Origin of the sequence: Paenibacillus glycanilyticus, assembly GCF_023715145.1 — a bacterium.
In the GTDB taxonomy this organism is placed as follows: domain Bacteria; phylum Bacillota; class Bacilli; order Paenibacillales; family Paenibacillaceae; genus Pristimantibacillus; species Pristimantibacillus glycanilyticus_A.
In genome coordinates, this window is sequence record NZ_JAMBNP010000001.1 from 409669 (window position 1) to 424003 (window position 14335).

At 50.1% G+C, this 14335-nt stretch carries 11 protein-coding genes; all 11 read right to left on the reverse strand.

Annotated features, from left to right (window positions below; all coding sequences use genetic code 11):
• Positions 1 to 41: 41 nt before the first annotated feature.
• The gene (locus tag M3194_RS01900) at positions 42 to 1823 is read right to left on the reverse strand and encodes a discoidin domain-containing protein (protein WP_251651330.1); all 1782 of its coding nucleotides are present in this window, start codon (positions 1821 to 1823) and stop codon (positions 42 to 44) included.
• Between the two features lie 192 nt (positions 1824 to 2015).
• Positions 2016 to 4427, reverse strand: coding sequence for a golvesin C-terminal-like domain-containing protein (locus tag M3194_RS01905; protein ID WP_251651331.1), 2412 nt, complete (start codon positions 4425 to 4427; stop codon positions 2016 to 2018).
• A gap of 243 nt (positions 4428 to 4670) precedes the next feature.
• Entirely contained in the window at positions 4671 to 5663 is a 993-nt protein-coding gene (locus tag M3194_RS01910) for a cation diffusion facilitator family transporter (protein WP_251651332.1), read from the reverse strand.
• Positions 5664 to 5815: 152 nt separating this feature from the next.
• Entirely contained in the window at positions 5816 to 7030 is a 1215-nt protein-coding gene (locus tag M3194_RS01915) for a Bcr/CflA family multidrug efflux MFS transporter (protein ID WP_251651333.1), read from the reverse strand.
• 149 nt (positions 7031 to 7179) lie between these two features.
• Positions 7180 to 7974 carry a fructosamine kinase family protein gene (locus M3194_RS01920; RefSeq protein WP_251651334.1) on the reverse strand — a complete coding sequence of 265 codons (795 nt, stop codon included), beginning with the start codon at positions 7972 to 7974 and terminating at the stop codon, positions 7180 to 7182.
• A gap of 25 nt (positions 7975 to 7999) precedes the next feature.
• Positions 8000 to 8254: a hypothetical protein gene (locus M3194_RS01925; protein ID WP_251651335.1), complete on the reverse strand. Its 255-nt coding sequence runs from the start codon at positions 8252 to 8254 to the stop codon at positions 8000 to 8002.
• 109 nt (positions 8255 to 8363) lie between these two features.
• Positions 8364 to 9380: an AI-2E family transporter gene (locus M3194_RS01930; protein WP_251651336.1), complete on the reverse strand. Its 1017-nt coding sequence runs from the start codon at positions 9378 to 9380 to the stop codon at positions 8364 to 8366.
• A gap of 135 nt (positions 9381 to 9515) precedes the next feature.
• The gene (locus M3194_RS01935) at positions 9516 to 10397 is read right to left on the reverse strand and encodes a carbohydrate ABC transporter permease (RefSeq protein WP_251651337.1); all 882 of its coding nucleotides are present in this window, start codon (positions 10395 to 10397) and stop codon (positions 9516 to 9518) included.
• A gap of 11 nt (positions 10398 to 10408) precedes the next feature.
• Positions 10409 to 11320: an ABC transporter permease gene (locus M3194_RS01940; RefSeq protein ID WP_251651338.1), complete on the reverse strand. Its 912-nt coding sequence runs from the start codon at positions 11318 to 11320 to the stop codon at positions 10409 to 10411.
• A gap of 65 nt (positions 11321 to 11385) precedes the next feature.
• Positions 11386 to 12993: an extracellular solute-binding protein gene (locus M3194_RS01945; RefSeq protein WP_251651339.1), complete on the reverse strand. Its 1608-nt coding sequence runs from the start codon at positions 12991 to 12993 to the stop codon at positions 11386 to 11388.
• A gap of 23 nt (positions 12994 to 13016) precedes the next feature.
• Positions 13017 to 14321, reverse strand: a complete 1305-nt coding sequence (locus M3194_RS01950; RefSeq protein ID WP_251651340.1) for a glycoside hydrolase family 140 protein — start codon at positions 14319 to 14321, stop codon at positions 13017 to 13019.
• Positions 14322 to 14335: the final 14 nt, after the last annotated feature.

Sequence of the window (14335 nt, forward strand, 5' to 3'; positions counted from 1 at the left end):
CCTTGCGCCTGCGGCGGCGCTGCAGGAATTCCGCTGTTCCACTAGATCCCGCCTTCGTTATACAGCTGCACATAACTTGTTGTTGATTCCGTGAAATTCGGGTCTCCCTCCGGAGAATTCCAAGCGTTCAAGATGATGGTCAGAGGACCTTTGGGCAATTGGTCGGCATCTATAGTGACCGAGCCGTACCCCTCCTCGTCGGGGGCCGCGTTCTGAATCCAGGCATCGTATCCATTGGGATCAGGATGCGAATCATCCGGTTGATGCCAAGCCCGCGCCCATACATTTTTCATTTCCGGCGCTTTGAATTCAATCGTGACAGAACCGGAGACCGATGAACCTATCGCTGGCGACAAAATCTCAATTGCCGGCTCTACGTCTACAACGGGAGGCTCGACCGGTACCGGTTCCTTATTCGTATCGACGTACATGATTTCCGTTATTCCGGACTTGGCATCTGCCTGATGCGTCATCAAGATTCGATAACGGTCAGAGACGACGGTATCGAAGGAAACCAAATTGAGCGCTCCGCCCTTTGGCTCTGCCGGTGTCTTCACTTGATTCGGAACGCCGACCCATTCGCTTCCGTTCCAGTACTGGACATCATAAGAAGCAGGTGCCCGGACGCCTCCCCCATCATCGTAGAGATAGATTCCCGCCATATTTTTGGATACGGCATGTTCGTACTCCGTCTGTACCCAATCCGATTCATTCGGGGAACCATAGGCGGTCCAGCGGTTTCTAGGAAAATCACTATACGAAATGATGCTGTCGGCTGCAAAATCGGGCGAATCCCCATTGTTGGAATAAGAAGCCGTCACAACGGCCGAGATAGTCTCTGTCGGAAGGGATTGCGTGGCGGAATCCACGTACAGAATCTCCGTCACGCCGGTCTTGGCGTCGCTATGCGTAAACTGGATGCGGAACTTCTCGGCATCAACCGGATCAAACGTAACCAGATTAAGCGCATTGCCGGCCGGCACTTCCGGGGTCTTGACCTGATTGCCAGCACTCACCCATTCGCCGTTCGCGTTTAAGTATTGAACATCATAGGAAGCGGGGGCTTTAATCCCTCCTCCATCGGCATACAAATAAATGCCAACCGCGTCTTTCCTCTTCGAGGTTCCGAAGTTCGTCTGCACCCAGTCGCTCTCATTGGGCGACTCATAGGAAGTCCAGCGGTTTGCCGGCGTACTCTCGTAGGAGACGATACCGTCGTTCACCTGGCTTACCTGATCGAGGCGGAACGTATAAGAGGCCGACGCTATGCCTAGCGGCGGAACGGATGCCCCCGGTACGGGCTCGGTGTTCGAATCGGCGAACACGATCTCTGTTGCTCCGCTTTTCGATCCGGAATGCGTGAACATTACCCGGAACTTCGTAGAGGATACGGAGTCAAAGGTAACCAGATTAAGCTCGTTGCCAACAGGCTCGGAAGGAGATTTCACTTGGTTCGGAACGCTTGCCCATTCTGTATCGTTCCAGTACTGAATGTCATAGCTGCTTGGTGCTTTAATCCCCCCGCCATCGTCAAACAGGTAGATGCCCGCCACGTTCTTGGATCGAGCTCCGGCATATTCAAGCTGTACCCAATCCTGTTCGTTTGGCGATTCGTACGATGTCCATCGGTTCTTCGGCGTATCGTCGTAGGAGACAATTCCGTCGCTTGCATGATCCAGACGGTCGCCGTGATAGGTGTAAGATGCCGTCAGCGTAACTTCTTGCTCACCCGCAGCGGCTGCTGCTTGAACGGGAAAGCCGTTTACAATTAGCCCTAGGATCAGGACAAGCGATAGCCATTTGCGTAAAGAATGAATTCTCATTGCGGTTGACCACTCCATTCTCATTAGTAGGTTATCAACGATTCGGCAACCCTGGAATGCCGATAAGATAACAATAAGGGAGGGCTCAATGCGATGAAATCATCCGTTGCCAACTTCGACTCTACATTTTTTTACTACTTATCCAGAACAAAAAAAGCCGCGTTGTACGCGGCTTCCTTCGCAATCGCTGTATTATTGCTTGATGAATTTCACGGCATCAGCTACGGTATAACCGTTTGCCGAAGCCGATATCTTGATGTAGTTATCGGCGGGATTTGACGTAAAGACGTACGTTCCGATCTCTACCCAAGTGCCGCCTAAATTCGTTTGATTAATGGTTTTGGAATTATCCAGCAGCCCGCTGTATTTGATTTCGAGCGGTGCCGCTGCCGCACGGTTGTTGGAAGACGGATACCGCATGAATATCTTATACGTGCCCGGCTCCGTTATCGATGGCCTCCATGTCGCGGACATGGTTGGGTTCGCATTAGCCGAACCGTCATGCAGATAGTTTGAACCGTAAAAGCCGTAATCCGACGTGCTTGCCGTCCAGCCTGTCGCTTCAAATCCGGGATCGTTATTATCTACGATTATTTCCACAGGCACCCCGGACACCAGGACATTATCGATTGCAGCTGTCTGATTGTAGCTGCGCAGTCCGATTTTCCCTGCGGAGACAGCGGTATCCGTTACCGATATTTTTTCTACGTCGTTCAAGTAGCCTTTAATCGTGCTGCCAATCATCGACAGCTTAAGCGAGTATGCCGTGTTTAGGCTTACAGCCTGCGGCACGCTGCCGAGCAGCGTAAACATTCCGCTTGCCTTCTTGTACAATTGAAGCTGATTGTCGCCGGCATGCAGGCGCAAGTAGTAGTAATTGTTATTATCCTGATAGCGCCCGATAACGCCTGTGGCTGCAAAGCTCGCCGCAGATTGCGGTTTGACATCCGCCGACACGTCATAGTTGGTCCAAGCCGAATCGCCCGTCGTCGATACCGCTTCGCTTGCCGCATTGCCCGATTGCAGGTACGAACCATTCGCAACCGACCAGCTGCCGCTTGCCGATGTCCAGCCTTGTGCATCGCCGTCGTCAAAGCTGTCCGTCAATAATGTCTGCTTGCTTGGATCCGGATTCTCCGGCGTTGTCTCAAATCCCGATACACCGCTGATGACGTATGTACTGATGGAATTAGCCGGATTCGTTTGGGTAAAGCTTTTGTTCGATAACGAGATTCCTGTAATTGGCTGCAAATTCTGCGTTCCGCTTCTGCTCGTACGGTACCCCGTTACCGTTCCCGTTACGTTTGTGAATTTGGAAAGATCGTACGTTACGTCATTGGAATTGCCGAAGTCATTCACCGTCACGATGACGAGCTTGTTGCCCGTGCTGTCGTAGGCAGCAACCGAGTTATCGTCCCTAATATCGATCATGTCATACCCTGGACGAATAAATCTGCTGAATTGCGCCATGGCGTAATATTTCTTGTTAGTAGAGTATTGGCTTAGATCTCCGCCGGCTTTGTTATTCAAGTCGGTAATAAGCATGCCCCAGTTGGTATCTCCGACGCTTTTCTCTACAACCTGCCAATAACTATAAGCGCTAATGTTCATCTGTTTAATATCCTTGACGATTCCGCGGGCCATATTGAAGCCGCTGCCTTCCCCGTCGCTCGTCTCGGAATTCCAGAGCCGCTTGCCTTCAGCTGCCGCAAATACGCCTGCCCGGTCGCTTCCCGCATAAGCGTGCGTGTTGATCTGAGCCAGTTTGTCCATCGTGGCTTGAGAGTAACTGTTCACGGTATCCCTGGTCACGTCGAGGCTCGTCTCCTCGGGGCCGCTGATTCCAACGTTTAATCCTTTCGAAGCTAACGAATTGTAGAGCTCAGAGATCATCTTCTCTTGGTTTGCGGGCAGCACGCGGTTGCCTTCCTGGTTTTTCGGATAGATCCAATAGCCGGCGCTTGGTTCATTAAACGCAGACAGCGTATGGAAATGGATCCCCCAGGTGTCGCGGAAATGCTGAACAACCGTTGTCAAATAGTCCGCGAAATCATCGTACATATCCGCCTTTAGGTTCTCTGCGCCATTATTGCCTCCGGCGACGCTTTGATTGTAGTTCATCCAATAGGGAGGCGAGTTAGAGAATGCCTCTGCAACAAACTCGCTTGGATTAATCCGCGATATGGCATCATTCAGTACATTCCGCTGATTCGCATCCTGCGTCCAATCGTAAGCCGCAGTCGCGGAGGCTTTATAGCCGGGCATTTGCGCGCGGAGATCCATACTGTTGGTTAAGGAGGGATTTTCGCCTCCGCCAATGTTGTAACGAACGATGTTAAGCCCTAGCCCGTCACCATCCAGACTGAACAATTTGTCCGCATACATATTCCGTACAGCCTCCGACTCGCCGCCGATTCGGTTTGCCCACCAGGCAAGGGATGTTCCCCAGCCCTCCCAAGTGTTTAATGATTTCGATGGATCTACGACAGCCGTATACGCTGCATAAGCCCGATTTTCATGAACTTCACCCGCTCCCGTCAAAACTACCGATCCTGCCAATGCAGCAGCAAGCAGCTTAGCTCCGGTTCTTCTTTTCCATGTCATAACGTCAGCCTCCCGTTTCGTTGATTGCGCTTTCAATAACTTGAAACTTTCCTCCTTCTTAACCGACTCGAGTGAAGATGAGCAGCATGTCTGCTACGACAATAACTGTATCACCAGCGTCCCGATCAGGGGATGAACGGCGTTTGGACATTCATGGAACGAATTTTTGTTCTTTGTACATTTCAATGCAAAAACCAAAACGCAAAAAAAGCGTCCTGTAGCGGGCGCTTCTCAAACGTGCTGTTACGTATTCACCGGCTCGGGATTCCAATTCCTCACACCGTTATCTTCTATGATCCCTATCGTTACATCTGCTATTTCCGCTTCTTTTAGAAGGGTATCCCTAATCTTGAATTTGATATCATCGGCGTCGGCAAGCGTTAAACCCGGGCGCAGCTCTACGAGACCCTCCACGTGATAATAACGCCCCTCTTGAAGAATCCGCATCTGGAAAATATCCGTTACGAAATTGATGGAGAAGATAATTTTGGCGACTTTATCCTCAACATCTTTGGGGGCCGAGACGCCGATAAGTCCAACCATGTTATCGTAGCCTACTTTAAAGGCAACGCAAATCATTAAAAAACCGATAAGTAGGGTTGAAACGCCGTCCAGCAGCGCAAGGCTGGTGAACGAGGTAACGACAACCGCAAGAAGTGCTAAGAGAGCACTTGTTGTGGCAACCAGATCTTCGAAAAACACTAAGCGCGTTGGGGGTGCTGCCCGGCCGACATTTTTAAAGGCTTGCGGGAAGATCGCCAGTCCCTTTGCTTCTATTCGCGACTCATGAACGATCTCCTTTGTTGCTTTGATCAGAACGAATCCATCTACAGTGACGGATAAGAGCAAGACAATCAGATTGAGCCAAAACCCGCGAGACTCGGCAGAAGGATGAGCGATTAACCGCAGCCCTTCTCTAATCGTTTCATAAGCCATAACGGTCACGACAATAACGGCAACCATACAAAATAAATTAATCACCCGCCCGAACCCCGTCGGGAATCGGCGGGTAGGCTTTTTCTCCGCCAATACGCTTCCGGCGAACACGAAAGCCTGATTCACTGCATCGGCTATCGAGTGCATCGTTGATGCAAACATGGCTCCGCTGCCCGTGCTTATCGCGGCGAAAGCTTTCACGATTGCAATTCCGGTGTTTCCAAGCGCTGCGGTAGCTGACGAAGTACTTCCTCTCTTCAATAAATCAATAATCGTAGACGGTTTACTTTCCGATTCCATTCCTGGATTTCCCTCATTTCGATTTGCTGCACGAATATTTCCATCTTTTACATTTGGCACGGATGTTAATCATCCGAATCACAAGTAAAAAGAAAAGCCTGGACAGACCCATTCGGGTCTAACCAGACTTTGTTCGTTCGTTTCATTTCCTACTAGATGCTCGTAGCGTTCGTTATCAACGTCGATTTCTTCTTGCCGAGCAGGAAGTAAGACAGCATCGCCGCAACGCTCGTGAGCAGAATAATAACGCCAAGCGGAACGGCCGTGTCTTCACCCGCGATACCGACTAACGGCGAGACAACCGCGCCAAGCAGGAACGGAATAACGCCAAGCAATGCCGCAGCGCTGCCGGCCATATGACTCTGGCTCTCCATCGCGAGCGGGAAGGCTGCCGTTGACGTAATGCCGATTGACGCTACGAAGATAAACAACGGAATCACTAGCGCGAATAGCGGGCCATGCAGGAAGGCCACCACCAAGACCACGACGCTTGCCAACAGGGCAAGCAATAGTCCGATTAACAAGAAGGTCTGTTCGGATACGCGGTGCGACATTCGCCCGACAATCTGGGAACCGATGATAAGACTAATGCCATTGGATCCGAATAACAGAGCAAAGCCCGTTGGCGAGACTCCGTAAATGTCTTGATAAATAAAAGGCGTTCCCGAAACATATGCGAAGACGCCGGCGATCATAATACCCTGCGCGAGCATGTAACCGACAAACTGACGATCGCGCAATAGCGATCCGTAGTTCCGCAGCTGCTCCACGAAATTTGCGGAGCTTCGGCGATCAGCCGGCAGAGTCTCCTTCAAACTCCACTTGGTCATCACCGTGAGGTAGATTCCAAGCAAGGCCAGGGCAATAAATACGCCCTTCCAATTCGAGAAGGATAGAACTCCGCTGCCCGATACCGGTGCCACGAGAGGCCCCAAATTACCGACAAGCAAGAGCAGCGAGAAAAACTTCGTGAGCTCGTGGCCGCTGTACAGGTCGCGTGCGATTGCGCGCGAAATAACGATACCCGCAGAAGCGGCAAACCCCTGTATGAATCGGAACACAATCAACAAGCCGATATTAGGCGCGAATGCGCATGCCAATGAAGCGGCAAGATAAGCGGCCATGGAAATTAGCAGTGGAATGCGTCTTCCGTGGGCATCGCTTAAGGAACCCATAACTAGTTGCCCGATGCCAAGTCCGAGTAAACAAGCCGTCAAGCTAAGCTGCACGAGCGAAGGCGTCGTATCGAACTGCTTCACAATCTCCGGAAACGCCGGTAAATACATATCAATCGTAAAAGGCCCTAGGGTCGAAAATAAACCTAGCAGCAAGGCTAGCCCAAATACACGCTGTCTGTTCTTGGTCATTGTTAATAGAATCTCCTATCCCTATAACTATTCTCTGTCTCTACTTCAATTTTTATAGAAACTCAATTTTATCATAGAAACGGCAATCACAACATAATAAAAGAACCTTCGACTTTTTAATAATTGAGTAAAGGTTAGACTAGATCATCCTAATCGATATAATCTGCGATGGGTTGAAATGCCTTGTACTCTGCCATAAATCGATCATAATCCCCTTGGGACAGAATGGCGGAAACCGCCAAACGAAAAATAACGGCTCGCATAATCATTTCTTTATACAGCTCGTCGTCCGGAAGCAGGTTAACCTCCGATACCGCACTTCCCTGCCAAGCTATACAATCGCATACCAATATCGCTTCAGCATATTCCACCGGGGCAATTGCCGGAGAAAAATCAATGATTAATGGCTCCAAGCCAGGATCAAAAAGAATATTCCCCGATAGATCGCTATGGACAATCTGCACCTTGTAAGGCTCTTTCAGGCTTACCCTTGCGAGTAAACGATTTATAATTTCTCGCACTTCTTTGGGAAATTCCGTGGGCAGCTCCTCAAGTTGCCATGCAATGCGATGTCCCTTGGCCCAAGGATTGTCCGTTTGGGGGAAGGCCCGGTGATCAACAGCAGCCAGGTCCCGGTGGAATAACCTCGATACCCGCAGCTTTTCTTCTATACGTCCATGAGCATCCTGTCCCTGTTCATAATGAGCGCAAGCCCATCCCTGACATACAAAAGAACCGTCCACGCTTCTAACGGGCTTTGACAGCCTATATCCTTGAGGATTTATTTTGTGAAGGATATGGAGCAGCCATTCAGTATGTCGGACGTCGTCTACCGGCTTTAATACAGCATCGCCCACCCGCACCGAAGTGTTCTGCCCTCCGCTTAATGGCACAATATCCCCGCTAAGATGAAAGGAATGCAGCACTTCCTCGGATAACCTCATGTTCTCACATCCTCACCGACCGGGTTTAATCCTGAATAATATAAAATTTATTGCCATTTATCACCGCGACATCATTCTCCTGCAGCGCAGCTTTGTTCCTTATCGCACAGCCTGTTTCGTCTTGGCGGGTTCGAATTCTGTATTCTTTCGTTTCCGTCCGAGACGGACAAACTTTCGCCGCGCATCCGGCATAACTTTTATTCATATCTATCTGATTCTCCCTTTGTTTACGATTCGTACTCCTTGAAACTTTCAGCAGCCAGAGTTCGCCACTATCCATTAAATCTTACTCCCTAGAGTTAACTCCAGGTCAAGTAAAAAATGTTGGAGAAAAAAATCCCCCTCTTGCATTTACATGCAGAGGGGGATTTTTTGACGATGGCTGATTATTAGGGTTCGGACGATGAGCCGCCTTGCTCCACCTTGAGCACGTCCAGCATAAACATAAAGATCGGAATGCCGATCAACAGCCCCCAGATGCCCATGTAATGCTCGGACAAAATAAGGATGAAAAACGTATAGAACATCGGCAGATTGGTTTTTTGCGAATACAGCCTTGGGTTCAAGAAATAGGTTTCCACGGCATGGATGAGCAGCACAAGCACAATGACCCAAATGATCGTCGTAACTCCGCCGATCTGGTAGCCGATAATGCCAATCGGGATAAAGGACACCACTACGCCGGCAACCGGAACAAGGCTTAGCAGAAATACCAGGATGGTTAAAGCGAACAGATACGGGAACCCTAAAATCCACAAACCGGCAATGGTAAGCACCGTATTAATGACGGCGATCATCAGCTGAACTTCAAGCACCTTGCCAAAGGATGCGATAAACTTGCCGCCAAAGTAACGGAATTCCAGATACAGCCAGCTTACCGAGCTGCCGCTGAATTTTTCCGTAAACTGAACGATCTTGCGTCTCTCGAGCAAAAAGAAATAACTGAGTAAAATAACGAGCAAAATAATTTCGAGCCAGCTGCCAAATTTCTTGGCGTAGGTGAGTGCGCTGTTTAAATAGGTCTTGTATTCGATCTTGTCGAGCGTATCGGCGACCACTTGGGCGATCTGATCGTTTTGCGACGAGCTTAGAAACTTTTGCACATTGTTGACGATATCCACGATCTCGTTGATCAGCTTGGGAACGTAATTGACCAGTCCGTAAACGACACCAACAATAAGCGCAACATAAAGGACCGAGGTTACCAGGATCGGCGACACCGGTATCACCCGACGAATTTGCGTGGTCAGAAAGCCTTGCAGCCGGCTCATCACGAACGTAACCATAAACAGCAGCAGGAGCAAATTCAGCATATCTCGGAGACTGTACAGCAAAGCAATCACCAGTAAGACGAACACAACCCTTTTGACGATCGCATGGGCAAAAAAAGTTTTGAGTGTTTCCACAAATTTCCCTCGCAAAGTTGATTTTATAATTAATAATACCTTGCTTGCCCAAGAATAAAAAGGGCTGCCCCAAATTGACCACGGGACAGCCCTTGCATTAATCGCATAATTTCCTTCATCCATCAACTTCGTTCGTTATCCCTTTACACTGCCAAGACGGATCCCCGTTACGAAGTACTTTTGCAAATACGGATAAACAAGCAAGATGGGAATCGCGGCTACAATCATCTGAGCGGCTTTCACCGATCGGTCGTTTAACTTGGCTAATCGCTGCGCTTCACTGACGGACATCGTATTAAAGTCAAATTTGATCACGATGGACTGCAGGTACGTCTGCAGCGGATAATGATTGCCCTTCATATAAATCATGCCGTCGAACCACGCGTTCCAATGTCCGACAATACAGAATAACGTGATTGTGGCGATTGCCGGCAAAGACATCGGGACATATATCTGCCACAGCGTGCGCATATGTCCGGCACCGTCGATGTAGGCGGCGTCTTCCAGCTCGGACGGGACCTCCCGGTAGAAATTGAGCAGCAGAATGATGTTGAATACCGACACGGCGCCCGGCAGCACCAAGGCCCAGATGGTATCCAGCATATGCAGTTCCTTCACCAATATATAATTGGGAATTAACCCTCCGTTGAACAGCATCGTGAAGAAGAAGATCCAGACATAGACGGAACGCAGCCGGAGCTTATGGCTTGGCTTGGACAATGGATACGCCAGTAGAATGACAAGGACGATGTTCAGGCCCGCGCCAATGAGCACGCGTTCCAGCGTGATGCCGAAGGAACGCCAGAAAGCGGTCCTCTCGAGTACATAGCTGTAGGGCTCCCATGTAAAATGAACCGGCCACAGCTTGACGAGTCCCCCCAATACGGCGGCTTTGTCGCTGAGCGACAGCGACACGATATGAATGAAAGGGATCAGACATATAATCCCGGTCAGCATTAAAAACAGGTAATTGACGATGCCAAACCAATGATTCCCCGAACGTTTTATCACTCTCATGTGCGAGCCTCCTAAAACAGCCGATATCGGAACAGCCGATACGCGAGGTAGTAGGATGATGTGATCAGCACGAACGAAACACCCGATTTCAGCAGTCCAACCGCGGTCGAGGCGCTGTATTGGGATTGGAGAAGTCCCATCCGGTACACCATCGTATCGACAATATCGCCAGATTGATAAACCTGAGGGCTGTAAAGATTGAATATTTGGTCGAAGCCGGCGTCGAAAATATTGCCCAGGCTTAGCACCATTAACAGCACGATGATCATCCGCATGCCGGGCAGCGTTACATGCCAGGTTTGCTTCCAGCGGCTCGCCCCGTCAACGGCGGCAGCCTCGTATAATGACGGATCGATGCCGGCTATGGCAGCCAGGTAAACGACGGTATTAAACCCGAAGTTCTTCCACACATCCGAGGCGACCATGGTGAAAGGAAACCATTTATTTTCCCCCAGAAAATAAATCTCCTTTATCCCAAACACGCCCAGCAATTGATTGAAGAGTCCGCTGGAAGGCGACAGAACATCAATCATGATCCCGCTTAATATAATCCAGGACAGAAAATAAGGGAAATAGATGATGGTCTGCGTTACGCGCTTGAATGCCACGTTCTTCACTTCGTTGAGCAGAAGGGCAAACAGAATCGCCGTAATCATGCCGCATGCGATTTTCAGGCTTGCGATGAGCAGCGTATTGCCCACCACTCTCCAAATATTCGGCATGGAGAAGATGTAATGAAAATTATCAAGCCCCGCCCAGTTTTGATGTCCAAACAACCCTTTCACGGGGTTAAACTGCTGAAAAGCGATTATTATACCGGTCATGGGAATGTAAGCGAACAGGAGTATGAGGACTAACCCAGGGACCAGCATGAGATGCATGGGAAGCTCTCTTTTCCATGCACGGCTTTTAGCTTTGCTCATGACGGCTCATCCTTTCCTAGGACAGCAGGCTGGATGGACCAGCCCTTATCTGACGGACATGCTGCTTATTTCGCGGCTTGCGCGTTGACTTCTTCAAGGACGTTCGTTCCGCCCAGCTTATTCCAGTTCTGAACCATGCTGTCGAAATCGCCGTCCAGGTTCTTCTTCCCTTGTATCATGGCCGTAAACTCCGTACTTAACAGCTCGTTCATGGAGCTCCAGTTCGTTGCCATGGTAGGCGTAGGAGCGCCTTCGTATTCACTCCACATCACCTGATCCGGATAGGTCTGGTCAACGAAGGCAAATGGCGTATCCTCCGGCCCGAACATCATGCTCATTCCCCATACGCCGTCCTGCATGGTCTTATAGAAGCCTTTTGCCACTCCAGTCAATTGATCGGTGGTTTGGTTTGCGAGAGCCGCCTTGATATCCTGATGCCCTTTAAGATCCAGCGACGGATCCAGCGTATGGACCGGGCTCATCGTCCATACGGAATCAATGTCCCCGTCTGCCCAATATTTATTGAAATCCGCGTTCTCCCCGAATAAGGCTTCCACATAGGTGTTTAACATCTCAACCAGCTTTTCGGGATGCTTGAAATCCTTGTTCACGACATAAGTCCCATCCGTCGAGTTGGTCAGTGGAATAGTGATCGGATCCGAGCCTTCCGTTGGCAGCGGCACAACAATCCACTTCGCCTGGGGATCATTCTCCATCGTCTTCTCGACCGAATAAGCCGTCCAGTGAGGGGCATAGATCATCCCCGTCTTTCCTGCGACCACCGACTCCAGCATCTTCGACTCGTCATTTGAGCCAAATTCATGGTCGACAAGCCCTTCCTTGTACATTCTTGCCAGCAGCTCAAGCGGCTTTTTCATTTCCTGCTGTGCGCTTCCGTAGACAATTTGCCCCGATGCGTTTTTGTACCAAAAATCCGGATAAGCTTTATAGCTCCAGAAAAGTCCCTTCATGCCGTTCAGAAAATCTTTGTGCAATCCAAGTCCAAACGTGTCGGCCTTGCCGTTTCCGTCGGGATCCTGCTTCGCGAAGGCATTCGCGACATGATAAAGGTCATCCATCGTCTTCGGTCTCTCGAGCCCAAGCTTCTGAAGCCAATCTTCGCGGATCCACAAGTGGTTATAGCCGTTTGTGGAAGGCATCTTCGCGGGTACGCCGTAAACCTTGCCGTCGTAGGTCATCGGATCAAATACCTTCATGCTCTCAGACTCAATGATGCTCTTTAATAGCGGAGAAGCATATTGGTCGTAAATCGGCCCCATTTCCTGAATAGCGCCGCCTTCGGCAAGCTGCTTCAGATCGGATTTATCCGTCACGATATAAATGTCCGGCAAATCGCCCGAGGCGATTGACAGCTTGAGCTTTTGCGCGTAATCCCCTTGCGGGTTCACCAATTTATAATGCGTGACGACGCCATTCTTCTCGGCGAATAATTTCGTCCAGCGGTTGTTCTCCAGGGTTTCCCCGGTTTTCTTCTCTAATTGGCCGGCCTGTTCCATGTTCGGGTCGATAGGCGATCCGAACTGAATATCGATTTGACCATTTTGCTCCTGGCCGGAAGCTTCGGAATCGCTTTCATTATTTCCCGCGTTGTTGCTGCATGCTGTTATTATCAAGATGAATATAAGCACAATGGCGGCTAAACTCTTCTTCATTCTTGATCAGCTCCCTCTTATCCTTATTCCATTCCATCAAGCACAAGGATCCAGTCTCCGTCTCTGCCGCTGGTAGGCGGGTGGAAATGAACTTCCCCGCGATTCGGATATTCTCCGTTATCCTTCCAGGCTCCGGTTCGGGGATCAAGCCAGGAGGCTTTAACGGTATTGCCTCGGATCTTGCCCATAACAGCACGGAAAGGAATGCCGTTCGGGGAATAAATCATGGCGTATCTCTCTCCGCGCGCAGCGGTCATTCGGTTAGCCCCGCTATAGTTTTCCGCGATTAAGCTTTGGTCGGGTATTCTCTCGAGAAAAGGACGCGATTCCATGAGGCTGCGCAGGTGGGTCATTTGTTCTGCCCCAGGCCGCAGGATTGCGTCCTGCCAGCTCATGATGAAATAGGTATCCGGCTCAGTGGTCATCGACCAGATGGAGTGATGTCCGTAGGTGTGGCCAAAGGCTCCGGCAAATACAGCGTGATAGGCGGCTTTTCGGACGTCATCGGCATCAAAATAACCATTGTCCGCCTTAAAGTTTATCGGATGATCCTCATAACACGGTTCCCCGTCGACCACCGGCTTGATCGGCTCGCGATGATAATCGGCCGCAACCTTGTCGTAATTCGTGCGAATCCACTCGTGGTGACCGGATTGGATCATATTGAAGGCAAGCCATGGCTCGTTATGCATGTGCAGGGAGGAGGATTGAGCGCCGGGAGGATGAAAGGTCATCAGATGTGCGCCGCCGTCTCCTTCGCGAAGCCCCTCCGCCATGGAACAAATGATGTCGAAGTGCTCCCGGGTATGTTGAGGACGATCGCCGCCCAGCACCCAGATCAGATTGGTTTTCTCCTTGTACCTGTCTCCCAGCCATTGTCCGTATTGCCTTGCATTCCCCGAATGAAATACCTCTGGTCCCTTGCCCCACATCTGATTGTATTTGTCTCCCCAAGTCGGCAAGAAAGCGATATATAGTCCATGTTCAGCTGCCAGATCAATGATATAGTCCACATGCTGCCAATAGCTGTACTCCCCATCCAGATCCGGAAGCAGCGGATCGTATTGGCCATCCTCATTTGTCTTCAGCGGGAACCGGCCGAAGGCATTGCCCGTTGTAAGGCCTTCGTGCTCTGCTAAACCTACTGCCTGGATAACCGTGAATTTGCGCTCGGCGCGATTGCTCAGATACAATTCGGCTTCCTCGCGGTTCAACCGATGAAACAGCTCCCAAGCCGTATCGGCCAGCCAAAAGAAGGGAGAATCGTCCTCATGAACGAGAAAACGTTTGTTTTCGCTAACTTTTAAACGTTGAATGCGATGGGACACGATTTAGCACACTC

Bases quoted from the DNA above. Each gene is read 5' to 3' on its own strand.
- M3194_RS01900 (WP_251651330.1), bottom strand. From the start codon at position 1,823: ATGAGAATTCATTCTTTACGCAAATGGCTATCGCTTGTCCTGATCCTA.
- M3194_RS01905 (WP_251651331.1), bottom strand. From the start codon at position 4,427: ATGACATGGAAAAGAAGAACCGGAGCTAAGCTGCTTGCTGCTGCATTG.
- M3194_RS01910 (WP_251651332.1), bottom strand. From the start codon at position 5,663: ATGGAATCGGAAAGTAAACCGTCTACGATTATTGATTTATTGAAGAGA.
- M3194_RS01915 (WP_251651333.1), bottom strand. From the start codon at position 7,030: ATGACCAAGAACAGACAGCGTGTATTTGGGCTAGCCTTGCTGCTAGGT.
- M3194_RS01920 (WP_251651334.1), bottom strand. From the start codon at position 7,974: ATGAGGTTATCCGAGGAAGTGCTGCATTCCTTTCATCTTAGCGGGGAT.
- M3194_RS01925 (WP_251651335.1), bottom strand. From the start codon at position 8,254: ATGGATAGTGGCGAACTCTGGCTGCTGAAAGTTTCAAGGAGTACGAAT.
- M3194_RS01935 (WP_251651337.1), bottom strand. From the start codon at position 10,397: ATGAGAGTGATAAAACGTTCGGGGAATCATTGGTTTGGCATCGTCAAT.
- M3194_RS01940 (WP_251651338.1), bottom strand. From the start codon at position 11,320: ATGAGCAAAGCTAAAAGCCGTGCATGGAAAAGAGAGCTTCCCATGCAT.
- M3194_RS01945 (WP_251651339.1), bottom strand. From the start codon at position 12,993: ATGAAGAAGAGTTTAGCCGCCATTGTGCTTATATTCATCTTGATAATA.